The sequence below is a fragment of the Halotia branconii CENA392 genome, assembly GCF_029953635.1.
Classification (GTDB): domain Bacteria; phylum Cyanobacteriota; class Cyanobacteriia; order Cyanobacteriales; family Nostocaceae; genus Halotia; species Halotia branconii.
This window is the reverse complement of sequence record NZ_CP124543.1, coordinates 6,100,300-6,127,246: the sequence shown is the minus strand read 5'-3', so window position 1 is coordinate 6,127,246 and position 26,947 is coordinate 6,100,300. Positions and strand designations below refer to the sequence as shown.

Annotated in this window: 18 protein-coding genes; 10 read left to right on the top strand and 8 right to left on the bottom strand. The window is 39.3% G+C overall.

Going from position 1 to position 26,947, the window contains the following annotated elements; genetic code table 11:
- Positions 1-31: 31 nt before the first annotated feature.
- Complete coding sequence (locus QI031_RS26810; RefSeq protein ID WP_281482617.1) at positions 32-1,888, bottom strand: tetratricopeptide repeat protein; 1,857 nt, start codon at positions 1,886-1,888, stop codon at positions 32-34.
- 350 nt (positions 1,889-2,238) lie between these two features.
- Positions 2,239-2,847, bottom strand: coding sequence for a PEP-CTERM sorting domain-containing protein (locus QI031_RS26805; RefSeq protein WP_281482616.1), 609 nt, complete (start codon positions 2,845-2,847; stop codon positions 2,239-2,241).
- A 678-nt stretch (positions 2,848-3,525) separates the two neighbouring features.
- Between QI031_RS26805 and QI031_RS26800 the strand changes: the two genes are divergently transcribed.
- The gene (locus QI031_RS26800; protein WP_281482615.1) at positions 3,526-4,836 is read left to right on the top strand and encodes an alkaline phosphatase PhoX; all 1,311 of its coding nucleotides are present in this window, start codon (positions 3,526-3,528) and stop codon (positions 4,834-4,836) included.
- An 82-nt stretch (positions 4,837-4,918) separates the two neighbouring features.
- Here QI031_RS26800 and QI031_RS26795 read toward each other — a convergent pair whose 3' ends face one another.
- Entirely contained in the window at positions 4,919-5,512 is a 594-nt protein-coding gene (locus QI031_RS26795; RefSeq protein ID WP_281482614.1) for a Uma2 family endonuclease, read from the bottom strand.
- Between the two features lie 559 nt (positions 5,513-6,071).
- Here QI031_RS26795 and QI031_RS26790 point away from each other — a divergent pair.
- On the top strand, positions 6,072-10,457 hold the full coding sequence (locus QI031_RS26790; protein ID WP_281482613.1) for an ELWxxDGT repeat protein: 4,386 nt from the start codon (positions 6,072-6,074) through the stop codon (positions 10,455-10,457).
- A gap of 88 nt (positions 10,458-10,545) precedes the next feature.
- On the opposite strand, the gene QI031_RS26785 is transcribed toward QI031_RS26790, so the two are convergent.
- Positions 10,546-11,346, bottom strand: a complete 801-nt coding sequence (locus QI031_RS26785; protein WP_343217827.1) for an RMD1 family protein — start codon at positions 11,344-11,346, stop codon at positions 10,546-10,548.
- A 170-nt stretch (positions 11,347-11,516) separates the two neighbouring features.
- Positions 11,517-12,137, bottom strand: a complete 621-nt coding sequence (locus QI031_RS26780; protein ID WP_343217826.1) for a TetR/AcrR family transcriptional regulator — start codon at positions 12,135-12,137, stop codon at positions 11,517-11,519.
- Between the two features lie 263 nt (positions 12,138-12,400).
- Between QI031_RS26780 and QI031_RS26775 the strand changes: the two genes are divergently transcribed.
- The 4 genes from QI031_RS26775 (at position 12,401) to QI031_RS26760 (ending at position 18,553) form a co-directional block, all read left to right on the top strand.
- A complete protein-coding gene (locus tag QI031_RS26775) occupies positions 12,401-13,990 on the top strand; it encodes a DHA2 family efflux MFS transporter permease subunit (RefSeq protein WP_281482611.1) in 1,590 nt (529 codons plus the stop codon).
- Between the two features lie 973 nt (positions 13,991-14,963).
- Positions 14,964-17,033, top strand: a complete 2,070-nt coding sequence (locus QI031_RS26770) for a prolyl oligopeptidase family serine peptidase (RefSeq protein ID WP_281482610.1) — start codon at positions 14,964-14,966, stop codon at positions 17,031-17,033.
- A 128-nt stretch (positions 17,034-17,161) separates the two neighbouring features.
- The gene (locus QI031_RS26765) at positions 17,162-17,638 is read left to right on the top strand and encodes a Uma2 family endonuclease (protein WP_281482609.1); all 477 of its coding nucleotides are present in this window, start codon (positions 17,162-17,164) and stop codon (positions 17,636-17,638) included.
- Between the two features lie 90 nt (positions 17,639-17,728).
- Positions 17,729-18,553 (top strand): NAD-dependent epimerase/dehydratase family protein, encoded by an 825-nt coding sequence (locus QI031_RS26760; protein WP_281482608.1) that lies wholly within the window; start codon positions 17,729-17,731, stop codon positions 18,551-18,553.
- A gap of 37 nt (positions 18,554-18,590) precedes the next feature.
- Here the strand turns inward: QI031_RS26760 and QI031_RS26755 are convergent, their stop codons facing one another.
- Positions 18,591-18,836 (bottom strand): UPF0175 family protein, encoded by a 246-nt coding sequence (locus QI031_RS26755; protein WP_281482607.1) that lies wholly within the window; start codon positions 18,834-18,836, stop codon positions 18,591-18,593.
- 315 nt (positions 18,837-19,151) lie between these two features.
- Positions 19,152-19,340 (bottom strand): hypothetical protein, encoded by a 189-nt coding sequence (locus tag QI031_RS26750; protein WP_281482606.1) that lies wholly within the window; start codon positions 19,338-19,340, stop codon positions 19,152-19,154.
- A gap of 348 nt (positions 19,341-19,688) precedes the next feature.
- Between QI031_RS26750 and QI031_RS26745 the strand changes: the two genes are divergently transcribed.
- The 4 genes from QI031_RS26745 (at position 19,689) to QI031_RS26730 (ending at position 26,185) form a co-directional block, all read left to right on the top strand.
- Positions 19,689-22,454, top strand: coding sequence for a M16 family metallopeptidase (locus QI031_RS26745; protein WP_281482605.1), 2,766 nt, complete (start codon positions 19,689-19,691; stop codon positions 22,452-22,454).
- Positions 22,455-22,729: 275 nt separating this feature from the next.
- Positions 22,730-23,329, top strand: coding sequence for a cytochrome b/b6 domain-containing protein (locus QI031_RS26740; protein WP_281482604.1), 600 nt, complete (start codon positions 22,730-22,732; stop codon positions 23,327-23,329).
- Positions 23,330-23,383: 54 nt separating this feature from the next.
- Complete coding sequence (locus QI031_RS26735) at positions 23,384-24,817, top strand: bifunctional orotidine-5'-phosphate decarboxylase/orotate phosphoribosyltransferase (protein WP_281482603.1); 1,434 nt, start codon at positions 23,384-23,386, stop codon at positions 24,815-24,817.
- A gap of 261 nt (positions 24,818-25,078) precedes the next feature.
- Positions 25,079-26,185 carry an AI-2E family transporter gene (locus QI031_RS26730; protein ID WP_281486131.1) on the top strand — a complete coding sequence of 369 codons (1,107 nt, stop codon included), beginning with the start codon at positions 25,079-25,081 and terminating at the stop codon, positions 26,183-26,185.
- 14 nt (positions 26,186-26,199) lie between these two features.
- Here QI031_RS26730 and QI031_RS26725 read toward each other — a convergent pair whose 3' ends face one another.
- Positions 26,200-26,754, bottom strand: a complete 555-nt coding sequence (locus tag QI031_RS26725) for a DUF4174 domain-containing protein (protein ID WP_281482602.1) — start codon at positions 26,752-26,754, stop codon at positions 26,200-26,202.
- Positions 26,755-26,947 lie beyond the last annotated feature (193 nt).

The window sequence follows — 26,947 nt, the reverse complement described above, 5'->3', positions numbered from 1 at the left end:
GGCAAAAATACTACTCTTGTGAAATTATGTATTAAAAGAAATTATTTGCAGAATCAAACATGAGCGATCGCTGAAGTTCGGCGATCGCTGTGATAATTTGACGGTAATGCTGGGTATTTCCTGCTTGAGAATAAAGAGCAGCAGATTCTTGGAAATCAGCAATTGCTCCTGGATAGTCTTGGAGGCTACGGCGAATATCAGCCCGCAGCATGTAAGCGCAAGCCCAATGAGGCTGACGCTGTAACGCTTGGGTTAAATCAGCCAATGCTTTTTTAAAGTCTCCTAACATAAAATGACTACGACCCCGATTGTACCAATCTTCAGCAACGCTAGGGTCAATGGCAATTGCTTGATTATAATCTTCTATCGCCCCTTGATAGTCTTTTTGGGCATAGCGAGTATGAGCGCGATCGCTGTAAAATGTGGCAAAGTGGGGGTTTATTTGTAGCGCTAAGGTGTAATCTTCTACTGCACTTTGATAATTTTCTAAAGCGTAATGCAGAGAACCTCTGTTGTAATAGGCTTCGGCTAAGTTGGGATTAATCTGTAATGCTTGATTGTAATCTGCAAAGGCTCTTTGTTCGGCTCCTAAAAGACGCAGAACATTACCACGGTTGCAGTAAGCTAAAGAAAAGTCAGGAAACAGTTGTATGGCTTGGGTGTAATCTTCTACTGCTGTTGCATAATCTATGAGAGCTTCGCGGGTAATACCCCGACCGTAATAAGCTTCTACTAAATGGGGATTAATCTGCAATGCTTGATTGTAATCTGCAATTGCTTGATGATAATCTCCTAAGCAACGATAAGCTGTAGCGCGATCGCAATATCCTTCAGCTAGATTAGGATTGAGTTGTAGTAATTTATTGCTATCCTCAATTGCCGCTTGATAATTGCCTAAATAGCGATGAGCCGTAGCCCGAAAGCCATAAACTAAAGCTAAATTGGGATTAATCTGTAATGCTTGATTGTAATCCTCAATTGCTTGGTAATAATCGCCTAGACTTTCTCGAACTAAACCCCGTTCGTAATATGCTTGGGCATCATCAGGATTTAGTTGCAGAACTTGATTAAAGTCTTCAATAGCTTTTTGATAGTCTTTTAGATAAGAATAAATTAAACCCCGATTGTAGTAAGCTGTTGTGAAGTCTGGGCTAATTTCTAATGTTTGATTATAATCTGCAATTGCACCTTGATAATCTCCTAAAGCATAACGAGCATGACCCCGGTTATGGTAAGCCTCAATCAGATTAGGATCTAATTGTAATGCGCGATTGTGATCAGCGATTGCTTGGTGATATTCTCCTAAATTATAGTAAGCATGACCACGAATAGTATAAGCTTCAGAAAAATGAGGATACCACTGTAAAGCTTGCTGAAAATCTGCGATCGCTCCTAGATTATTCCCCATATCTAAATGAGTAACACCTCGATGATAAAATGCTGTGGCTATATCAAGATGTATATAATCAGCTAAGTTGATGCTCAGCTCTATGGTTTGATAATAATCGGCGATCGCTTTGTCATAGTTTCCCAGAAGAAAATAGGCATTACCTCGACTATGATAAGCTTGGGCGAAGTTGGGATTAATTTGTAATGCTTGATGATGATCAGCGATCGCTCCGTGATAATTTGCTAAAAAGTAACGTGCGTTAGCCCTGTTGTAGTAAGCCTCAGCAAAATTGGGATTAATTTCTATTGCCCGATTGAAATCAGCGATCGCACCGTGGTAATCTTCTAATACGTTGCTGAGAATAATACCTCGATTATAGTAGGCTTCTACATAGTTAGGATTCAGCTGAATTACCTGAGTATAACTGGTTATAGCTCCTTGGTAATCTTCACATAAATTTTTATCTAACCCTTGGTTGAAAAACTCATCAGCATTCATCTAACTTGTTTGCATCGAAACACGCCCTTACTTAATTGTATGGCGATCGCCCTTTGCTATCAATTGATTTGAGCGTTTATTTTCAACCTAATTATCTATCCAGCAAGTATAGTAATCCGGTTTGATTTGGTGAATCATTCCTAGAGGCAGAGAACAAAGAACAGGGGAGAAACATAAGAATATACCGAGTTTTTTTCAAAAATCAAATAGAAGTCCTACATATCTAAACTACTAGCCTGATAACAACTATCAAAAAAACGTCAAATTAATTCGTAATTGCAATTGATATAAATTTTACTCTCTTAATTACGAATTAGGTTGTCGAGCGAAGCCGAGGTACGAATTACGAATTATAATGCTAGCTTCTTCTTCAATACTCGGCTCAAAGAACCAACTACCAACAAACCTAAAATTGCTCCAGGTTCAGGAACAGCAACTGCTGTTAATTGACCTCCAACATCCAATCTACAGTTTGGATATGTATCACATACTTCTGGCGAAAGGTCATCTTTTAAGAAGATCTTAGCCTCTGATAATCCTTCTTCAGCATTTGCATAAGTATAGAAGAAGAAACCTGTTACATCTGTGGCAAAATTACTTCCTAAATCGAAGCCATTAGGTGTGTCAAAATTATCACTTTGTAGAACAGTCTTGGTAACTGTGTCAAAGTTGAAATTGAAATTACTGTTGGAATTGGGAAAATCGTATTGAAAATTTTGTAATAAATTCCCCTCTGGATTAAAAAAGGAAATAGCGAAATCAGTCAGTTGATCTTGGGTAACAATATTTCCTGAAAAACTATCATCATAGCTGAACTTTCCTTTAGCCGAATAACTTTGATCTCCTAACCAAGTAAGCTCAAAAGAAGCTGCATCAGCACTAGGAATGTTAACTAAAGTAATAGAGGTCATAGCAGCGATCGCTACTGTGGCTTTGATTTGATTACAAATGCTTTTCATTTTTTTTGAAAACAGCAGTAGATTTTAATGTTTCAGTAAACTTTTTATCAGTATTTGATGTCATACTGAATTGTGCCTCAAAAAGGCGAAATCAAGAAAATTTATGTATCTAAATCAGGCATATAATAAAGATGTATAGCCTATTAAATATAAGCTAGTCACTTCATCTAGCCAGATACATCAGACGTTGATAAAGATTGGTCTATACGTGACTTGATTCATGTTTAATAAACATCTGAGGAGATTCTATCATTAAATTCAATTTAATTCCTTGAAAGTATGCTTATTTTTTTGAGAAATCACAAATAAAATATCTAGTTTGCGTAATAAATATTATATTTTATTGAGTTAAATAAATCTTTAACTTATCTTAAACAGAATATTGTTTAATAACGCCGCATTATTCTTGTTGATCTTTTTTTAACAGTCATTTTTACCTTTTAAGGTATAAATAAACGAATAAAATATGAACGAAGTTTTCAGGATTTTTTTATAATCCAATACTTAAAACTAATTAATTGCTTTATATGCCTCAATATCTCAATAAATTAGTCTTTTGAAAAAATTTCAAAAGACTAATTTAGTTAATTAACCACACATTAAATAAAACATTACCTAAGTTTAATCAAAATAAAATATTTTCTTCTCAGCATTTATTTAAGTAACCAAAATATCCTCATGAGTTTTTCAAGACGTAAATTCTTTGCAATAGCGGGTGCGAGCGCTGCTGGTACTTTGATGGCATCTCCTTTAGAAGGTCTGCTTGCCAGAAAAGCTTTTGGTCAAAAACTTGGTAGAGGATATGGGTCACTTGTACCAGACCCGAATGGCTTGTTAGATTTACCACGCGGATTTCAGTATCGGACTTTTTCTTTAACAGGCGATCTCATGAACGATGGCACTTTAGTTGCTGGTGGTCATGATGGTATGGCGGCTTTCCGTGGGCCAAGAAACACAGTAATTTTAGTCCGCAACCACGAACTTAGCCCTGGTTCGGGTACACAAGTCATCGGGCCAAGACCCTACGATCCCCTTTGCAAAGGTGGTACAACAACGCTGGTTGTTGGGTCTAATCGTCAGCTAATCAAACACTTTACTTCTTTAAGTGGAACCTATCGTAACTGTGCAGGTGGACTAACTCCTTGGGGTTCATGGATTAGCTGTGAAGAAAACACTTCTACACCGACTACAAATAACCCAGCAAATCCCGCTAATAATGTTTCAACTTTCCACGGTTATAATTTTGAGGTTCCAGCTAGCGCCACTTCTCCTGTACAGCCTGAACCTCTAATCGCTATGGGACGCTTTAATCACGAAGCTGTGGCTGTAGACCCCAAAACAGGCATTGTCTATGAGACAGAAGATAACGGAAGTAGTCTTTTCTACCGTTTTATCCCCAAACAACCAGGTAATCTCAAAGCTGGGGGCATTTTGCAAGCTCTAAAAATCAAGAATATGCCCCAGGCGATGACAGGTGAAGGTTTTCCCTTGCGTAAGCCGATGAAAGTGGAATGGGTAACGATTACTAATCCTAATCCACCTGAAGATACTGTAAGAATTGAAGGTTTTGAAAAGGGAGCAGCCCAGTTTGTCCGTGGAGAAGGTATCTGGTACGGCAATGGTGAAATTTACTTTTGTTGTACGAGTGGTGGTGCTTTAGGGCTAGGTCAAGTCTGGCGCTACATTCCCGAAAAAGAGACAATCGAACTATTTGTAGAATCTACATCTGTAGACGAACTTGACAGCCCCGACAATATAGTCATTGCACCTTTTGGTGATCTTATTCTCTGTGAAGATGGAGATGATGAGCAGTTCTTAAGAGGAGTAACTCCTGATGGCGAACTCTATAATTTTGCACGTAATGCCTTAAATACTAATGAGTTTGCTGGAGCCTGTTTCTCGCCTGATGGTAAGACTATGTTTGTCAACATCCAAACTCCCGGTATTACCTTCGCTATCTGGGGGCCTTGGAACAGTAACAGAGGCTGATATTTACAAAAAACTTGGTCACAAATAAATTATCTGTAGGGGCGTACATATAGATAGATATATGCTAGATATATGCCCCTATTCATGTATTTTGAGGCTGATGCATTGGTGGTAACATTTCTAAAACCACAATCCGCAAATCGGGAAACTCTAAAGGTGAGATAGTTGCATTTTCTTTCAAAACTACTTGGCTTTGATAGCCATCCTGAGTTGGTTCCCGAAACACATGTAATTGCCGATTAACAACATCTAGCACCCAATAATCTGCAATTCCCGCTTTTGAGTAGGCTTTTGCCTTAGTTTCGCAGTCTAATTTCAAACTGCTATTTGCTACCTCAATAATCAGATAAACTTCAGGCGGGGTAGGATGGTGGTCTGCGTAGTCTAGTGGGTCTACTTTAACGACAGCAATATCCGGCTCTGGTTCAGATTGTTCATTTAACTTTATAGGTTCTTGAATTGATACCCAAGCCCGATTTCCTAAACGGTTTTTTAGCAAATAATCTGTCCTTCCCACTGCTGAACGATGGGCTGTTCCTTTCGCAATCATCCAGATAATGTTTCCTTCAAGGAGTTCTACTCGTTCATCTGCACCAAAAATCCCCGCCTCAGCCATCCGGTGGTATTCTTCAACTGTCCACAGGCGAAGCTTTAAGGTTGTGTCTGTGTTTTGCATGGCTTATTTAGCAAATGTGAGGGTAGAGGACATTCACAAAAGATAAATGATTTCAAAGAATTAATTTACAGACATTTTAACTAATGATCTGCGATCGCTCCTTACGTAAATAGGCAATACGATGATTCCAATAAGCAATTGAGGAAGTATTAACCAATTTAATGGATAGTTGATATTTGAAGCTTTTTAGACCCATTTCCTTGCTTAAGTGAAAAACTACGCTTGTCTCTTCATGATTCCTTTATCTATGTGAAGCAGATATAAATATTTTGTCACTCAAAATTTTTACATTGCTTTTTCAGCATTAGTCACTTATTTTAAATACTTAGATATCAGCAATTTAACTGATAGGTTATTGCTGTTTAATATACTTTTGTTAATAAATATTTCGTTCACAAGTTAGAACAACTTACCACTTTTTTAATTAGTAGCTTTAAAACTGATTGCGTTAACAATTACTAATAAAACAGGACTTACGCGTTTCATAGAGTTATTGCATAAGTCCTATAAAGCAAAGATATCAGTGTTAATTATTTTTCTCTGAAGTTGAGATCACGTAATGGAAAACACTCAAACACCACTTTTCAACAGACAAAACGCTAAAAGCTGCTTAGTATTCATTGACCCTACAGTTGAGGACTACCAAAGTCTAGTTGCAGGGGTATTACCGAATACAGAAGTTGTTATTTTGAATGCTGCACGAGATGGAGTAGAGCAAATTAGCGAAATACTGGCAGGGCGAATTAGAATTGCTAGCTTACATATCATCTCCCACGGCGCACCGGGACGAGTGTACCTGGGGAACACAGAACTAGGGCAACATACTCTCAACCATTATGCTAGTCAATTGATGCATTGGACTGAGGCTTTAAGTATTGATGCACAGATATTGTTATATGGTTGCGATGTTGCTCAAACACAGTTAGGCCAAGCGTTTGTGCATCGCCTAAGCGAATTGACAGGGGCTACAGTTTTGGCATCAGAGAACCGCACAGGTAGTAGCGCATTAGGGGGAGACTGGGAACTGGAGGTAAAAACAGCAAATAGTACTACTGAACTTGCCTTTGAATTGGCAACCTTGGCGGCGTATGGAGCAGTATTGGCTCAACCATACTTGGTAAAAGACATTAACAGTGGGTCTAATAGTTCCTCTCTCAACCAACTCATCAACGTCAATAACACTCTTTATTTCGTTGCTGATGACGGCATCCACGGTTACGAGGTGTGGCAGAGTGATGGCACTAATAGCGGTACTGTCCTTCTTAAAGACATTTCTACTTATGGTGAATATTCCAGACCTTACGATCTCACAAATGTAAATGACACTCTTTATTTTTTTGCCGGTAATGGTCTTGATTTCGGGTTATGGAAAAGTAATGGTACTACTTTTGGTACTACCGAAATTAAGGATAATTTTGGCTCTTACTATGGCTATAGTCCTCTGGGAGAACTAACTAATGTTAACGGCACTGTTTATTTTATTGTTAAGCAAGGTCGTACCAGTATAGAGTTGTGGAAAAGCAATGGCACAACAGAGGGTACTGTCTTAGTAAAAGATTTATCTCCTTATTTAGGCGGTTTACTTGCGTCCTTCTTTCTATCATCCATCGGCCCCGACAGTATCCTGTATTTCACAACCTCCATAGAAAATATAGAGAATTCGTTGTGGAAAACCGATGGTACAGAAGAAGGTACTGTCCTTATAACAGACGTAAACTCTTTTCCGTTGGAACAGCTGAGCATCAATGACACAGTTTACTTTGTGACTGGCGGGGGTATCGGCTCTAATAATTATAAATTGTGGAAAAGTGACAGCACACTAGAGGGTGCAGTCCTACTTAAGAATTTCTACAATAGTAATACTAATTATGATTACTACGAAGAACCCAACTTCTACCTGACTGATGTCAACGGTATTCTTTATTTCATTGCTGACGATGGTACTAGCGGTACAGAGTTGTGGAAAAGTGATGGCACAACAGCTGGTACAGTCCTAGTCAAAGACATCAATTCTGGATCTGGGAGTTCTAACCCAGCCAACTTAATTAGTATTAATAATATCCTGTACTTTATTGCTGATAACGGCATTAATGGTACTGAACTTTGGAAAAGCGATGGCACAACAGCTGGTACAGTTTTAGTCAAAGATATTAATTCTGGGTCTGGTAGTTCTGAACCCTCCAACCTGACAAATGTCGATGGTATCCTTTATTTTGTCGCCACTAATAGCATCAACGGTACTGAACTTTGGAAAAGCGATGGCACAACCGCTGGTACAGTCCTAGTCGAAGATATTAATCCTGGGTCTAGCAACTCATATCCTACCGACTTGACTTACATCAACGGTATTCTCTATTTCAGTGCTGACGATGGTATCCACGGCAAAGAGTTATGGGCATTAAATATTACATCTTCTGTAGCTAGCCCTATTGTCAGTTTGACTGCGATTGATGCTGAAGCCGCCGAGACTAATAACAATCCAGCGGTTTTCCGCATCAGCCGCACTGGCGATATCAGTACTGCCTTAACAGTTAAATACATTGTTAGTGGTACTGCTGACAATGGTAGCGATTACAATCAACTCACCGAGACTATAACCATTGCCGCAGGTGAATCCTTTGTAGACTTCAACGTTACCCCAGTCAATGATGTCTACAAAGAAGGAACTGAAACTGTCACTCTTACACTGTTTACTTTATCTAACTATGCTCTGGATACATCCAAGAGGTCTGCTACTGTCACCATAACTGACAATGCCAGTACCGCAGAAGTAGCTCAACCATATTTGGTTAAGGATATCCGCCCTGGTAATTATTATGATGATAATGAATATCCGATAATAATTCCTTCTAACCTAACTGAAGTTAACGGTAAGCTTTATTTCACTGCTAATGACAACATTCATGGTGGAGAATTATGGAAAAGTGATGGTACATCAGAAGGAACTGTCTTGGTCAAAGACATTAACCCTGAATATGATCGTTATGAACGATACTATTCTTACCCCTCCAACTTAATCAGTATTAACAGCATCTTGTACTTTACTGCTGACGATAGCATCAACGGTACTGAACTTTGGAAAAGCGATGGCACTGAAAATGGCACAGTCCTAGTCAAAGACATCTATCCTGGATCTGGTAGTTCTAGTCCTTCTCAACTGACTGATGTCAATGGTATTCTCTACTTCCGGGCTAATGATAGTACCCACGGTTACTTTGAGTTGTGGAAGACCGATGGTACCCAAGCAGGTACAGTTCTAGTTAAAGACATAGACATCAGCCCTGATGGGTCTGTTATTAACGGCAATTTCTCTCAACTAACCAATGTTAACGGCACTCTCTATTTCACTGTTTCCAATAACAATAAAACTCAATTATGGAAAAGTGATGGTACACAAGCGGGTACTGTCTCGCTCAAAGATATTAGTGCATCCAACCTGACTAACGTTAACGATACACTTTATTTCGCCGATCAGACAGGATTGTGGAAAAGCGATGGTACACAAGCGGGTACTGTCTTGGTCAAGTATGTCTCCTTTGTTTCTAAGTTTCAAGACTCTACTAGATTGTATATTTTCGATCCTGACCTGACGGATGTCAACGGTACACTCTACTTTATTGCCAATGATGGTATACACGGTGCAGAGTTGTGGAAAAGCAATGGTACAGAATCTGGTACTGTTCTAGTCAAAGATATTAATACTGGGTCTGGCAGTTCTTTTTCAAACTTATTAGACGTATATTCTAACTTGAACTTTACTTCTAATTTCACAGATGTCAACGGCACACTCTACTTCATTGCGGACGATGGTATACACGGTGCAGAGTTGTGGAAAAGCGATGGCACAGAAGCAGGTACTGTCTTAGTCAAAGATATTAATACTGGGTCTGATAGTTCTTTTGTAGACTATAACACTTATATTTACTATACTTCCAATCTCACAGATGTCAACGGTACACTCTACTTCGTTGCAGACGATGGTATACACGGTGCAGAGTTGTGGAAGAGCGACGGTACATCAGAAGGTACTGTTTTGGTGAATGACCTCAAGCCAGGGTCTGGTAGCTCTTTTGTCTACTATAACGACAGGATATACTACGATATACCTCCCAACCTAACATACGTCAACGGTATCCTCTATTTCACTGCTGATAATGGTATATCTGGTCCGGAATTGTGGGCATTAAATACTAATCCTCCCAGTAAATCTACAGTCAGCATTACTGCTATTGATGCCAACGCTGTCGAGATTGAAAATGACTCAGCAAGATTTCGCATTAGTCGCACTGGCGACATCAATACAGCACTAGCTATTAAATATACTGTTGCTGGTACTGCTAACAATGGTAATGACTACGACCAAATCACTGGTATCGCTAGTCTCGCCGTTGGTGAATCCTTTGTCGATATTACTATTAATCCAGTGGCTGACGACTTCACAGAAAACGACGAAACTGTGAATCTAACTTTGGCTACTGATAATAACTATGACATCGATACATCTCAAGCTACTGCTACTGTGACAATTTTCGACCAATTAAGTATTATTAACGGTAATGGCAGTCGCGATCCATTAATTGGCACTACTGACAGCGATCGCATTGTCGGTGGTACTGGTAGCAAAATAATTACAGGAGGTGCTGGCAATGATGAGTTTGTCTACACCAGTATTCGAGAAGTCGGTCATCGCATTACCGATTTTACTGTTGGTAGCGACAAAATTGTACTGACACAGTTACTAGATAGTCTGGTCACTGGTGGTTATAACGGCAGTGATGCGATCGCTGATGGTTATGTACGACTGGTACAAAGTAGCAATATTAACAGTACCATTCTCCAAATTGATCGTGATGGTCTCATGGGTACGGCAGTTTTTAGACCATTTATTCAGTTGGACAATGTTACATTACAGGCAATGAATGATACTAGTAACTTTGTGTTCTAGCTTGGTATTTCTAAAGTGCTTGTTTCCAAGTCTCGTAAATTGACAAAGGTATTCAAGAGCGATCGCATGACAAAATCTCAATTTAGCATTAGCGTTTAAAAATAATGTCGTACAATGACAGCAGAATCTCCACCAAAATCAGAATTACCACATACCACTCTACTCGCTGGCTACTGCTATGCTGCATGAACTCCAGCACCGTTTGGGCAGTTTGAGAAATTAGCTCTAGTTTGCGTTCTAAAGCGTTATGACGCTCACGAATTTCGTATTCATCTTCCAAGCGCAGATATAAATTTTCTAGCTGAGGAGATTCCCAGAGTAACTCCGGCTTATCGATAATTTCTACTCGACCGACTATCTTATGTTGAACTAATAAGGTAGTACCAAGTTGACGCAGTAATTCCCGACTCTGGCTTCTACTTCTGTTTTCACGCTGGAGACTCGCTGCAAACGGTTCAATTTGATCAAATACAGTGGCTATGCTAGTTTCGTAATGAGACAGCACTACACTCTTAGCAAGTATATCAGCTACTATCTGCAAGCGTTCAATACTAAATTCATGCAGAAAAATTTTTCCTTCTTTGACTCGCTCACTCTGTACCACGTTGAGATGAACTTCCACTTCTTCCGTCTCTGGGTTGGCAAAAGATTCGCTGACTACAGATGATAGTTCGGTCAAGAAAGCTGTTTTTTCTACAGGCTCAAGGTTAAACAAAACAACTGCACCATAATCCAGCAATACTGCACAGCCCTGTTCACCAACTGTAACCATTAGTGGCATAGTCGCCAAGCAGTCATAATTTTCCAATCTTTGTAGGTTAATTTCCTTACCAAGAAATAGGGCCTGCGCTCTAAAGCCATCTCTGCCATTGAAAATGAGTTTTTGCATTGCCGCCCTATACTATAATTCTGCCTGTTGAACTGTGGAAGTAGCGATCGCAATTAATGCCTGTTATAGGAAATCACTACAATCTCAGCTTACCAATGTAGTGCTGCTTAATTGTATGTAATATGCTTTGGTAGGAAAAAAATGGATATATCCTATCCATAAAACCTTAATTAACCAGTACTTATGCCTTTAAGGAGAAGATCCATAGTTCGGTGCATATAAGCTTCTACTGGCTCTGTTGTGAGTTTGAAAATAAGTGCGTAATATAAAGACCCACTTACAAGGTCAATAATTAGGTCAATATCTGCATCCTTGTGAATTTCACCTCTAAATTTGGCACGTTCTAGGACTTTAGCAAATGCTTCACGTCGGACTTGCGTATATCTTTTCCAGTAAACTTCGGCAAACTGAGGGTTGCTAGATGCTGTACTAATGATTAAAGCAAGTGTTTGTCGACCAAGAGGACTATTGATTTTTTTACCAGCATTCTCAATGAGAATATCCATATCTCCCCAAAAGCTTCCAGTATCTGGTGTTGATAAATCCTCTCTCAAACTTTCGATCGCATCTGCAACTATTTCTTCTTTAGAAGTATAACGCCTATAGATCGTTGTTTTTCCCACTTTTGCACGAGCAGCGATCGCTTCTATACTCATGCTTTGATATCCTACCTCCGCTAGCAAGTCTAGGGTCGCTTGCAGAATAGCTTGGTCGGCATGGATACTACGTGGTCGTCCAGAAATGCTGTGAATCTGCTTACTCATGAAACTATCATCTCTAAGCAATGTCATTTTGACAATTTGCTGGCAAACTTTTCAACCTCAGGAAAGATACTCTTGACCTATTATATACGATACGCTACAGTAGCGTATGCTAATTAAATATATAGCGGTTTTCTGATAAATGAAATACACCACTCTACCCCCTAGCCTCTAATTCCTAGCCCCTTTTGATTACTGGAGTGTATTGCATACAACCGAGAGCCGCTATAGTTTTTGCTTTCAAGTCGTGCTTAAATCTCAGGCTATCTTTCTCTTAACTATTTTTAGTAAAAATGGCTACCACTAATAAACAATCTTCTATTAACCCAACTGGTTATGTGCAAGGATATTTGAAGTGGGCGATCGCTTTCACTGCTTCCTTGGGTGCGATTTTAGAAGTAATTGATACCAGTATTGTGAACGTTGCTTTAACTGACATTCAAGCTACTCTTGGTGCAACTGTTAGTGAAGTAGGCTGGGTTGTTACAGGATATTCCATCGCCAACGTCGTCTTAATTCCTTTGTCTGCATGGTTAGGAGATTACTTTGGGCGCAAAACTTACTTTATTTTCTCGTTAGTCGGTTTTACAATTGCCTCGGTATTATGTGGGCTTTCCTTAAATCTACCGATGCTAGTTATTTCCCGAATTGTTCAAGGTTTATGCGGTGGTGGGTTGTTAGCGAAAGCACAAGCAATTTTGTTTGAGACTTTTCCTCCTGCTGAACAAGGACTGGCTCAAGCAGTCTTTGGAGTAGGAGTAATTGCTGGCCCGGCCATTGGCCCCACCTTGGGAGGTTTTTTAGTAGATGGTTTAGGGTGGCGCTGGATTTTCTTTGTTAACATTCCTTTCGGAATCTTAGCAGTAGCAATGTCTTTTTTGTTTCTGCCCAAGGATGGCGATAAGACTAAGGCGCAAAATCAGGCTGTTGATTGGTGGGGAATTTTATTTTTAATTGTTGCTATAGGCTCTGTGCAAACCTTATTAGAGGAAGGTGAACAAGACGATTGGTTTTCTTCCAGCTTTATTACCACTTTGCTTATTACTAGCATTATTGGTTTCGGGCTGTTTATTTGGCAAGAGATGACAACAGCTCACCCTGCTGTAGATTTGAGAGTTCTACGTCACCGTTCTTTAGCCGCAGGAAGTCTTCTTTCCGCATTGGTAGGGATGGGGCTTTATGGCGCACTTTTTGCGATACCGATATTTGCTCAGAGTGTGCTGCACTTTACCGCTACACAAACAGGACTGTTATTAGCACCTGGGGCTTTAGCATCTGCGATCGTGATGGTTATATTAGGAAAAGTCTCAACCAAAGTTGATGCTAGGTTTTTAATTGCAATTGGTGCTGTAGGAACATCTGGAGTCATGTTTCAACTGGCAGCAATTACCCCACAAAGCGGTACAGATGATTTGTTTTGGCCTTTAGTATGGCGAGGAGCTTTTACTGTATTAATGTTTCTGCCTTTAAGTTTAGCAACTTTAGGAGGACTACCTAAACAAGATATTTCTGCTGGCTCTGGTTTTTATAACCTGACACGACAACTAGGCGGTAGCATCGGCATTGCCCTACTCACTACTTTACTAGATCGAAGACAGGCTTTTCATCGAGCCGTCCTCTTAGCCAAACTTACTCCTTATGACCCAGAAACTAATCAACGTCTCGATGCACTAGGCGGATTCCTTCAAAGCCAGGGAATGGATACGACAACAGCACAACAACAAGCACTTGCTTTATTAAGTCAAACAGTTAATACTCAAGCTGCTGTTTTGTCTTATGCAGATATCTTTCGAGTTGTAGGAACGGCATTTCTTTGTTCATTACCTCTGTTACTGTTTCTAGGTAAGGGTAATGCACGAGCAAAAGCACCAGTCGGTCACTAGTAATTCGCCGAGGGAACTTGGTACTCTAGGTGGGGAGCTACGGTGTACACACAAGTACTATCTACAAGGGTTTCGACCCCTTAAGCCCCTTAAGTTGTCATTACGAGCGCAGCGAAGTAATCGCATAATCTCGTGGTTTTTGCGATTGCTACCCTACGGGAACACTTCGTGAACGTCGTTCCTCCTCGCTGCGGACAGGGCTTGGAGAGATTTATTGCATAGTTCAAAACCCAGTTTTAGATAGGATTTTAAGACTTCTGTGTACACCGTAGAGGTGGGGAGCCCATTGCCCGTTAAGAGTTCCCTCTCCCGCAGAGAGTTCAAAAGTTTTTTCAATTCACAAAAACTAGGATTTACAACGAAAAATCAAGTCTTTTCAAGCAGGTGAAAAGCTATGTGGTGATTTTGCTGCACCTTGTCAAGAACCTCAAAACCCTAATCAACCGACAGTTAGTATTAAATATATAATTGTAAACAAAACAGATAAAACGATTAAATTTGCCCTTCCTACTGGCAAAATTTATCAGTTAGTTCCAGGTGAAAAAGGTTCTTATAAAATATATTACCAGCTAATCGTCTTCGTCTATTTATAGTTATTACAGATAAATTTTATCCTTTGAAAAATGGTAGTTACCAATTTTGGAAAAACTCAAATGGCAAAAATTTTTTAGTACGAGGTCAAATAGCTCAGAAAACTCCAAGAGTTCGTAAAGTTCCAATTCGCCAAATTGAAATAGCTTTTCCTTCTAGAAGTCAAACTATAACTCTTTTACATCTCAGTTCTGGTGAAGACAAATTTTGATGATTTGAATTTCTAATTACTGTTTATCATGGTATTTCTGCAAATGAGCATCAAAAACGTTTTAATGACTTAACTAAAAATTGCTAGCGACCACAAAATATTTCGGTGGTATCAATTGGTGGCAATCTTATATATTTATAGTATGTTAATAAGTGTTTTTGACTCGTAACCATGTCTAATTCTGAAAAAAACTTCACCTACCCACTCAGCCATAAGATTGAGCAAGTTGATAATTATCACGGTACTGTAGTTAAAGATCCTTACCGTTGGTTAGAAGATCCTGACTCGGAAGAAACAAAAACCTGGGTTGAAGCAGAAAATAAAGTTACTTTTGCCTACCTAAATGAAATTACTGCCAGGGAGAGAATTAAACAGCGCCTGACCAAACTTTGGAATTATGAAAAATATGGCATCCCATTTAAAGAAGGCGATAATTATTTTTACTTCAAAAATGATGGGCTGCAAAATCAAAATGTCCTCTACACTTTAAAAACTCTTGACGCTGAATCTAGAATTTTACTCGACCCCAATAAACTATCAGCAGATGGCACTATTGCCTTATCAGGATTGTCTATCAGTGATAACGGAAAACTTTTAGCATACGGTTTATCTAGTTCTGGTTCTGACTGGCAAGAATGGAAAGTGCGCGATATTGAAACAGGAGAAGACTTACCAGATCATCTAAAGTGGATTAAATTTTCTAGTGCATCATGGACGCATGATCATCAAGGTTTTTTCTACAGTCGTTATGATGAGCCAAATGAAAAAACTAAATTAGAAGATGTCAACTATTATCAAAAGCTTTACTATCACCGATTAGGTACAGACCAAACTGATGATATTCTAATTTACCATCGTCCTGACGAAAAAGAATGGGGTTTTAGTGGCGATGTTACTGAAGATGGACGCTATCTAATTATTTCCGTTTGGCTGGGAACTGACCCGAAAAATTTAGTTTTTTACAAAGACTTATCTAATCATAATTCTGAAGTTGTAGAACTAATTAATCAATTTGAAGCCAATTATAGTTTTATTGACTACGATGATAGTGTATTTTATTTTCGCACAGATTTAGATGCACCGCGGGGTAGAGTTATTGCGATTGATATTCAAAACTCTGCCAAGGAAATGTGGAAAGAAATTATCCCCCAATCAGCGGCAACTTTAGAAAGTGTCAACATCCTTAACAACCAATTTATTGCTGATTATCTTCAAGATGCTCGTAGCCAAATTAAAATTTTTGATTTAACAGGTGCATTTGTACGTGATGTAGAATTGCCGGGACTTGGTTCAGTTGATGGCTTTGGTGGCAAACGCGATGATACTGAAACTTTTTATGGTTTCACTAGTTTCATCATACCAAATACCATTTATCGCTATGACATGGTAACGGGTAAAAGTGAAATTTTTCGTCAGCCAAAGGTAGATTTTAATTCTGATGATTATGAGACTAATCAAATATTCTACCGTAGTAAAGATGGTACTGAAGTACCCATGTTTATGACTCACAAAAAGGGGATTAAATTAGATGGAAATAATCCTACTTATCTTTATGCCTATGGTGGTTTTAATATTTCAATTACTCCTAATTTTGCTGTGAGTATGTTGGTATGGTTGGAAATGGGCGGTGTTTATGCCGTACCTAATATACGTGGCGGTGGAGAGTATGGTGAAGAATGGCATCAGGCAGGAATGAAGCAGAAAAAACAAAATGTATTTGATGACTTTATCACTGCTGCTGAGTGGCTAATTGCTAATAAGTATACAAAACCTGCAAAACTAGCGATCGCAGGTGGTAGTAACGGTGGCTTATTAGTGGGTGCTTGCATGACTCAGCGTCCTGATTTATTTGGTGCAGCTTTACCAGCTGTAGGTGTCATGGATATGTTACGGTTTCATAAATTTACCATCGGCTGGGCTTGGACTTCCGAATATGGTTCAGCAGATCATCCAGAAGAGTTTCTAACGTTGTATGCATATTCGCCATTACACAACCTCAAATCAGGTACAGCTTATCCAGCAACATTAATTACTACAGCCGATCATGACGATCGCGTTGTCCCTGCTCACAGTTTCAAATTTGCCGCTGCATTGCAAGCTGCTCATGTAGGTGATGCACCAGTGTTAATTAGAATTGAGACAAAGGCGGGACATGGTGCAGGTAAACCTACTGCTAAGATTATCGAGGAAGCCGCAGATAAGTGGGCTTTTTTGGTGCGTACTTTAGATGTTGAAGTTTAGCCTCATGTAAAGACGCAAAGGCGCAAAGGAAGGAAACAAATTTGCGTCTTTGCAAGAGATTTAAAAGTGCTGAACTCCATTGATAGATCAGTTAAAATTCAATCAAGAACTTTTAACAAATATTAACTATGAAATGGGAAGAAGTTTGTGAATATAAACAATTACAAGATTTGCCCTTCAAAATTGAATTAAATAAATGGGGTCAAATTGTAATGAGTCCCGTAAAAATTAAACATTCTTTTTATCAAGGAAGAATCCAACGTTTATTAGAATCTTTATTGCATACAGGGGAAGTGATGCCTGAATGCGCTATCAATACATCAGAGGGGGTGAAAGTTGCTGATGTTGTCTGGTGTTCTGAGGAACGGTTTGCTCAAATCGAAGATGAAGTATCAGCCTCCATTGCGCCGGAAATATGTATAGAAGTTAAATCCAGTGGTAACACTTTGGATGAAATAGAGTTTAAAAAAAATTTATATTTAGCAGTTCAAGCTTTGGAAGTATGGTTATGTAACGAACAAGGTAAAATGACATTTTATAATGAACAAGGTGAATTAGAACAATCTTTGTTAGTGCCTAACTTCCCTAAGCAAATTAAGCGGTAATTTTATTTATAGTTAGTATTCAATAATTACTATTATATAAAGGCGATCGCTCATTAAATTGGACTGTGCAGAGGAAAAATAATCACTGTAATGAAGGTATTAGTGACAGGCAATGAAGGAATGATTGGTTCGGTTGTAGAAAAAGTTTTGCGTGCCGACGGATGTGAAGTGATTGGCTTTGACATTGCAAGTGGTCATAATATTCTTAATCCTAACGAAATCCGTTCTGCACTTGTTGGTTGCGATGCAGTAGTTCATCTAGCAGCCCTCCTTGGAAGCGCAGAAGAAACACCGGATGAAATCATGGCAGTTAATCTTCAAGGCACTTGGCACATTCTCAGTGCGGCAGCAGAGGCACAACTTAAACGTATTGTTTTCTTCAGTAGTGTTGATGCCTTGGGAATCTTCAAAGGTGAGAGAAAACCTGATTATCTTCCCTTGGATGACAATCATCCTTGTTATCCAGCGACTCCTTATGCTATTTCCAAGCGGCTGGGTGAAGAAATGTGCCGATATTTTACTAATAGCACAGGTATATCAACTATTTGTCTACGACCACCGGGTGTATTTAATCAAGAAACTTACGATTTCATTATTTCCAATCGCCGAGCCAATCCCGATTTTGAGTGGAATCCATTTTGGGAATACGGCGCTTTTCTGGATGTTCAAGACGCAGCTGAAGCTGCACGGTGCGCCTTACACTGTTCCCATCCCGGCCATGTAACCTTGTTGTTGTGCGCTCCTGATATTTCCTCGGCGCATCGAACAAGTCTTGAATTGGTTCAATTTCTACTGCCGGAAGTGGATTGGCGCGGTGGTTACGAGTATGAAATAGAACCTTACAAAGCTCTGATTAACACTCAACTTGCCAAAGAAGTCATAGGCTGGATTCCGCGTCACAGATGGCGGACATAAAGTATCCAACAACGGCAAAATAAGGTCTTAACCCTCATCACAGCAAACCCATTGATTGCAGTGTCTGCACATCAGATTGGAAGTCCTCTGTATCATAGTTGATGTATAAACCGCGTTTAGCTAGTTCATGCTGGAAGTCAAGTACTGTAATTCCTGTCCAGGCTCGAACTTTGCCACTGCTAATTTTACCTTGCTGATAAAGCAAGATGGCAATTTCTAATTTCAGTTCATCCTCAGTCATGTTTGATGCTCGGAGGATTTCATCAGGAATTATGACACTCATCAGGTAAAACTCTATTCACATAAAAAACACCTATGAATACCTTCAGGCTATCATTACATCCTCAATTTTTAGATCTGATCAAATCCACATTATTTGGTATTCAATAGTTACCAGTTTGTAAAGGCGATCATTCATTAACCCTCTTTTGTTACTTTTGGGAAAGAATAATCCCTAAACCTTGTTCTTTGGTAATTTCTCAACAATTAAACTTAAATGAGAAAACTAGAATGCGATCGCTCAATTGATGATTTTGTTTAAGGTTCAGGTTGGGGGCAGTATTTTTCTCTCCCTATAGTGATTAAAGAGGGATTAAATTTAGATTGTACAGGCAATTTGTATTTCACGTCGCCCCTCGTCCTCTCTAAGACTACGAATCAGATCTGTAGAGGCTGGTTGCATTCCGGTTTTGGCTTTTACAGTTTCGCTGCGGGCAATAATTCGTTGATGAGCAATCCATCCCCTGCGCCGTCGCACTTCACGTCTCATCGTAATAGTTGCAACCAAATAGTGATGTCATTTATTGTAACTGCTTTTCATATCATGTTCGCTTGATTAATTATGATTCCGGGCATCTATGCAAAAATATTAAAAATCTCTTTCCCCCTGCTCCCTGCTCCCTGCCCCCCTGCGGTCTTAATGATAAGCCTTTTACCGAACATGATATCAATCGTTAGTATTCAATAGTTACCAGTCCACAAAGGTGATCGCTGATTAAACTGAATAAATGAAGTGGTGCGATCGCCTTATGGTGCTAATATTTCCTAGCCGTGGAAAATTTAAATTTTGCATCAGTCTTAGGAATTATGTTTGACAACTTTGAGTTTTAAACTGCTTATGAAGTTACGCTCATATATGCTTATAGGACTTGTTCTCAGCCTTTTGTTGAGTGTTGTGCCGTTTTCAGGCGATTTGCTCAATGCAGCCACACCAACACCAACAGCAGTTGCACCTGTGTCTGGTCTTTCACTCACTAAAGGAGTACAAAAAACTGTATTGGACAACGGTTTAACTGTGTTAACTAAAGAAATTCATACTGCGCCAGTAGTCAGTGTGCAGGTTTGGTATAAAGTTGGCTCACGCAACGAAATTAAAGGTGAAAATGGCATTTCCCACCAGCTAGAACATTTGATGTTCAAAGGCACAACTGACCGCCCAGTGCAGTTTGGGCGACTTTTCAGTGCTTTAGGTAGTCAGTTCAATGCTTTTACCAGCTATGACCAAACAGCTTACTTCGGTACAGTACAGCAAGACAAACTGACAGCATTGTTGACTTTAGAAGCTGATCGCATGGAAAATGCTTTAATTAACCCTGAGCAACTAGCGAGTGAAAAGCGGGTAGTAATTTCCGAGTTACAAGGGTATGAAAATTCACCAAGCTATCGTTTGAGTCGCGCGGTGATGCGAGCTGCTTTCCCCAACCGAGCTTACGGTTTACCTGTGGGAGGAACCAAAGCAGACGTTGAACAGTTCACTGTAGAACAAGTACGGAATTATTACCAAACTTACTACAGTCCAGAAAATGCCACTCTGATAATTACAGGAGATTTTGCCACAGAACCTGTATTAAAAGTTGTCAAAGACATTTATGGGAAACTGCCAAAACGCCCGAAGACAGCTGCGACTAGAAATACTACTCCCGTCTCTACTTCTACTGCTGAAACTAAAAAAACTCCTATTGTCCTCAAACAACCTGGAAGTGCAGCCTTACTGCAAGCTGTATATCCCTTACCAGATATTAAGCATCCCGATGTGCCAGCAATTGATGTCATGGATGCGATCTTGACAGGTGGACGCAGTTCTAGACTATATCAGGCTTTGGTAGAATCAGGACTCGCTAGTTCAGTTGAGGGCGGTGCAGCCGAACTAATTGAACCGGGTTGGTATGAAATTAATGCCACAGCAGCTCCAGGTCAAGAATTAGCCAAAATTTCTCAAGTACTCCAGCAAGCTTTGACAAAACTGCAACAGCAGCCAGTTAGTCCAGAAGAATTGAACAGAGCGAAAACACAACTACAAGCTTCTTTTATACTGGGCAATCAAGATATTACTAGTCAAGCTAGCCAGTTGGGATATAACCAAACTGTTACAGGAGATTATCGTTTTATTGAACAATATTTAGCAGCGATCGCTAAAGTCACTCCAGAACAAGTGCAACGAGTCGCCAAAATTTACCTTGATCCTGCTAAACAAACCATTGGCTTTTTTGAGCCGACCCAACCAGATGGTCAACCAGGAACTTCCAGCGCTGGTTCTGGGCGTACTGTGGAAAATTTCAGCCCTGGTAAACCTGTAGACCCCGCAGAACTTGCTAAATATCTCCCATCCACGACATCAACTACAGATTCCACCAAGCAACCACTTCCAGAACAGTTCACTTTAGCAAATGGCTTGCAAGTTCTCCTACTACCTGACCACAGTGTTCCCACGATTAACCTCAGCGGACAAGTTGACGCGGGAAGTGAATTTGATGGGAATCAAAAAGCAGGATTAGCAAGTTTGACTGCGACCAACTTAATTAACGGAACGCAGACTAAAAATGCTTTAGAACTAGCGAAAACTTTAGAAGACCAGGGATCTAGTCTAGACTTCAGCGCTAGCCGTGAGGGAGTTAACGTTAGTGGTAACAGTCTGTCAGCCAACTTACCAACGTTGGTTCAAACTTTGGCAGATGTGCTGCAAAATGCGACTTTCCCCAAAGAACAGTTAGAACTAAGCCGTCAACGAGCGTTGACAAGTCTACAAGTTCAATTAGATGATCCAAGTGGATTAGGAAGGAAAGTATTCCAGCAAGCAATCTATCCAGAAAATCATCCTTTTCACAGCTTTCCCACAGTTGAAAGCTTAAAGAGTATTACTCGTGACGATTTGCTTGGCTTCTATAAACAACATTACCGACCAGACACCACAACGATCGCCTTAGTTGGTGATTTTAATCCAATTCTGGTGAAAATCTTGCTCAGTAACTCTTTTAGTAATTGGCAAGCTACGGGTAAGCCACCTGTGCTTAACTTACCTAAAGTGCCATTACCAGAAACCTCAACCCGTGTTAATAGAGAAATTCCTGGCAAAGCTGAAGCTGTTACATATATTGGCTACAACGGTATTTCCCGGACAGATCCGCGTTTTTATGCAGCACTGGTACTGAATCAGATTTTAGGTGGCGATACCTTGTCTAGTCGTTTAGGTACGGAGATCCGCGATCGCCTGGGTCTAACTTATGGGATTTATAGTGGCTTTGCAGCCGGAATTAATCCTGGCCCCTTCTTGATTCAGATGCAGACTGCTCCTGGGGATGCCCAAAAAGCGATCGTCAGCACCATTGCATTACTTAAACAGTTGCGAGAACAAGGAGTAACTGAAGCAGAGTTGAACACAGCTAAACGCTCAATTACTAGCAGTTACCCTGTAGAGTTAGCCAGTCCTAGTGATGTATCTAGTATCATCTTGAGTAATGCTGTTTTCGGGCTGCCACGAACGGAAATCCGCAAGTTTCCCGAACGCATTCAAGCAGTTACTATGGCTCAAGTGCAACAAGCAATCAAAGAGTTAATTCAGCCGGATAACTTAGTGATTGTTACCGCTGGGTCTGAAAATACTACTCCTAAGCCTGGATCTTAGCTCTTTCGGTCAAAAACCCCTTTTTTAACTGCCACTCTGACTTCTCTGTGTACTCTGTGCAGCAGTCGCTTATGGGGGAGACCCCCAAGACCGCTATGGTTTCAAAATAATTTATGGAACCACAGAGGCGCAGAGATATCAGAGAAAAAAATGTTTCGAGCGACACTGCCGCATTCTAAGTTGCAACTGAATCAGAGGATGGGAAAATAAGGATAAGCAATACCTAATTTCAACATTGCTGGACTATTTCCTCAAGATAAACAGCCAAACTGATCATGACTCCAACCGCCTCCTCAAAACCTCGAAAGTTACCAACTCAAGCAATAGGAGCAAAAATTTTTCATTTTGTTAATATTGTGAGCTTGTTTTTTATGCTCACTAGCGGGCTACAAATTTATAATGCCAACCCTGTGTTTGGTGGACGTGCAGGTTTACACATTCCTCCCATATTTACATTAGGAGGTTGGTTGGCAGGAGGCAGACACTGGCATTTTGCAGCCATGTGGATATTTTCTTTAAATCTTTTATGGTATGGAATTTATGTTTTCATAACTCAACGTTGGCGACATCGCTTTGTAGGTGCGAATGACATCAAGGCATTACAAAAAAGTCAAAATTCCCAACGCCTAATTTATGCTTGGCATCGTATCGTCTATACTGCTATTATTCCTATCTTGCTCTTAGCGTTACTGACAGGTATAGGCATGTACAAACCTGCTCAATTTTCCTGGATTGTGGATATGTTTGGTAGTTGGCAAGCCCTGCGAATTGTACATTTCGCTTCAGTACCAATGGTTATTTTATTTGTGATTGTTCACTCTTTGTTAGGACGTAAAGCCGGAGGTGAGCAACTTACAGAGTCAATGTTTTGGTAAATTAATCATGATGGAAAGAGTTAATTAATTTCCAATTTGGAATATATAAAAAATATGAGTTTTTTTGATAAATTATACAATAACATTTTGAAAAATCAAAGCCTACTTTTTGTAGGGCTTGATCCGAATCCAGAGATGATGCCTGCCAATTACGAATCTCAAGATGTCATCTCCAGTTTAGAAAAGTGGTTGCAATTTATTATTACCGAAACTGCTGATTTTGTTTGTGCTTATAAACCAACACTTGGTTTTTATGAAGCATTAGGTATTACAGGTCTAGAACTATTACAAAAAACTTTAGCAGCCGTTCCAAATCATATTCCAATCATTTTAGATGCGAAACATAGTGATTTAAATACTAGTACTATCTTCGCCCGAACTGTATTTAACGAATGGCGTATAGATGCAATTACTCTTAGTCCTTATACAGGACAAGATCACGTCGCACCGTTTTTAGTGTATCCCGACAAAGCGGTATTTATTTTATGTTGTACTTCTAATCCAAAGGCAGAAGTTTTACAACAATATCCTACAAATGAATCTCCTCTTTATTTGCAGGTAGTAAAAGAATCAAAAAATTGGGGAACTCCCGAACAAGTAGGTTTAGAAGTAGGGACTACAAATCCTGATATTTTGGCGCTGATTCGGGCAGTTGCACCTGAACGCATGATCTTAGCGCGTAGTATTTGGGCTGAAGGCGGTAATTTAAACGACATTTTAGGAGCAGGTTTAAATAATAACGGTGATGGTTTATTAATTCCTGTTCCTCAAGATATGTTGGCAAGCCCCAAACTATCTGAGGAAATTCAATCTTTACGGGCAGAAATTAATCAAGCCAGAACCAAAATTATCCGTGATGCTTCTACTTGTTCTGTGTGGTTACCTGATGTTTGTTTGTTAAATCAGCATCCCCAACATGATTTGATTTTGCAACTTTATGACCTTGGTTGCATTATGTTTGGTGAATTTGTGCAAGCGTCAGGAGCTATCTTTCCTTATTATATTGACCTCCGCAAAATAATTTCTAACCCTCAAATTTTTAATCAAGTCCTCAATGCTTATGAAAAGATTTTGCAAAACCTGAGTTTTGACCGATTAGCAGGTATTCCTTATGGTTCTTTACCAACTGCTACTGGTTTAGCTTTGCGTCTTCATTGCCCGATGATTTTTCCTCGAAAAGAGGTCAAAGCACATGGAACGCGCAGGGTAATTGAGGGAGATTTTCATCCCGGTGAAACGATAGTTGTGATTGATGATATTCTCATTAGTGGTAAAAGTGTCATAGAAGGTGCAGAGAAATTACAATCAGCAGGATTAAATATTTACGATATTGTAGTATTTATTGATCATGAACAAGGAGTAAACAAGAGGTTATTAGACAAAGGTTATCGTGGTCATGCAGTTTTGACTATCTCGGAAATTATTCACACTTTGTATGAAGCAGGTAGGATTAATGAGGAGCAGTTTTCAGCTTTTGCAGAGGTATAAGTAGTGGTCTGTCAACCGAACAATGACGGGTGGAGGCAAGCAGGGGGAGCAGGGGAAGCAGAGGAGGCAGGGGGAGAAAAGAACTGGACTTTTTTCCCATTAACCCAGCAAAGTTGGCTTGACAGAGTAGTAGGCAAAAAATCAAAAATTCCACCCACAAGGGAATGGAATTTTCCGTCGCTTTCGATGAAAGCTTGAAATTGATTAAATTAGTCTTTTTTAAATCAAATATATATTCAATAATATACTTTTCAATTAATGATAAATTTATCTCTGAGTCAATTACTTAAATGGTTAATTTTTACGTTGCTATTTCCTCTAATCTTTCTCAATGGTTGGCTAGCATTTCGTTTTTTTGCATATTTTAAACCCATAGTGACAATCTTTGTATTAGCAACTTTGCTAGCATTCATTTTAAATTACCCTGTTAAAGTTCTTCGACACCGGGGAATTAAACGGGGCTATGCAGTAGGATTAGTTTTTATCTCAGCTTTAATGATTTTAGTTGCTTTGGGTATCATATTACTGCCCATTGTGTTAGAGCAACTTAACGAAATCACTAAAATACTTCCTCAGTGGATTAATTCTAGTAATCAAAAAATCAAGATTTTGGATGATTGGGCTATTAGCCACGGAGTAAAAGTTAATTTTAGCCATATCATCAATCAAATTACAGAGCGACTACCTGATGAATTGCAAAATTGGGCTGATAATCTTGTTGGCATTATTATAGAAGCTATTGATAGTTTATCTGATGCATTAATCACAATAGTTTTTACTTTTTATCTCTTATTAGATGGCCCTAGGCTTTGGGAAGGGATATTTAAAAAGTTACCTTGGAGTTTTGCCCAACACGTCAGCCAATCTATTCAAGAAAACTTTCAAAATTACTTGATTGGTCAGGTAACTTTAGCTTCATTAATGGGATTTTCATTAACACTTGTTTTCTTACTTTTTCAGATTCAGTTTGCTTTAATATTTGGTTTAGGAATTGGGCTTTGTAGTTTAATTCCCTTCGGTGATATTGTTAGTATTACTATAATAACTTTAATAATAGCTTCACATAATTTCTGGTTAGCACTAAAGATTGTAGTAATAGCTGTCATTATAGATCAATTAATTGACCAAGCGATCGCACCTCGTCTTTTAGGAAATTTAACAGGACTTAGGCCTATATGGGTATTGACTGCCTTACTAGTAGGAACTTATCTCGGCGGATTATTGGGATTAGTAATTGCAGTGCCTATAGCTGGTTTTATTAAAGATATCGCCGATGGTTTAGATAATTTTTCTCCATCTGGTTTTTCTAGTAAAACTGTTGAGAGTAAAGAAGCACCAGAGATGTTAACGAAAGAATCAACATCTTAAATTAAGTGCTGGAGCTATTGGCTATCGCGCATTTCTTGTTGACGCATTGGCATCGCATCAATTTCTTGAAAGATCACCTCTGACTTGACAGGTTGACTATCACTTCGTTTCGATGTACCATCTTTACCTATAAGAATTGTCCGGAACTCTTGGGGAGCAATGTTGAACTGTTTTTGCATTTGAGCAACATCTGCCTGATCAAGTGTTTTGTCTCCTGCACGGCCTGCACCTTCTGTAAACATTTCAACTAAAACTAAATCTCGCTCTGAAAAACCAGCTTTTTGCTCTTGAAATAGTTGCATTTGCTGCCAGTACAAGTCACTAGTTTTTGAAGGGGCAAACACCAGCAAGAGGCGGTTTTTCCATTGATAAGAATTGAGATTAAAAGCCATATTGTTGTCTGCTAAGTTGACCACTAAATCATCAGTAGGTTTAGTTTTTGGAGCATTGAAAAATGCAGTGGTAGAGGTTTTTATTTTACCTGAAACCCGATCTGAAAATTGAGTAAAATTTGAGCTGCTTGTAGCAGAAATTAGTAGCAGTGCCAGAATTGAACTACGAATCAGCATTGTTATGTACTGGAGTTTAGATTAGTTACCGGTGCGAAACTCTTAAACAAGAGGTGTTTAGACTTATCCTTAATATAAACAAAGTAAGATAATCAAAAACGGAGTAAAAATTATATGTAGATAAGATAATAAATCCTTTGGCAAGAATTGAATCACATCCTCAGGAAGCAAAAAGATTAATTGGAATTAATTA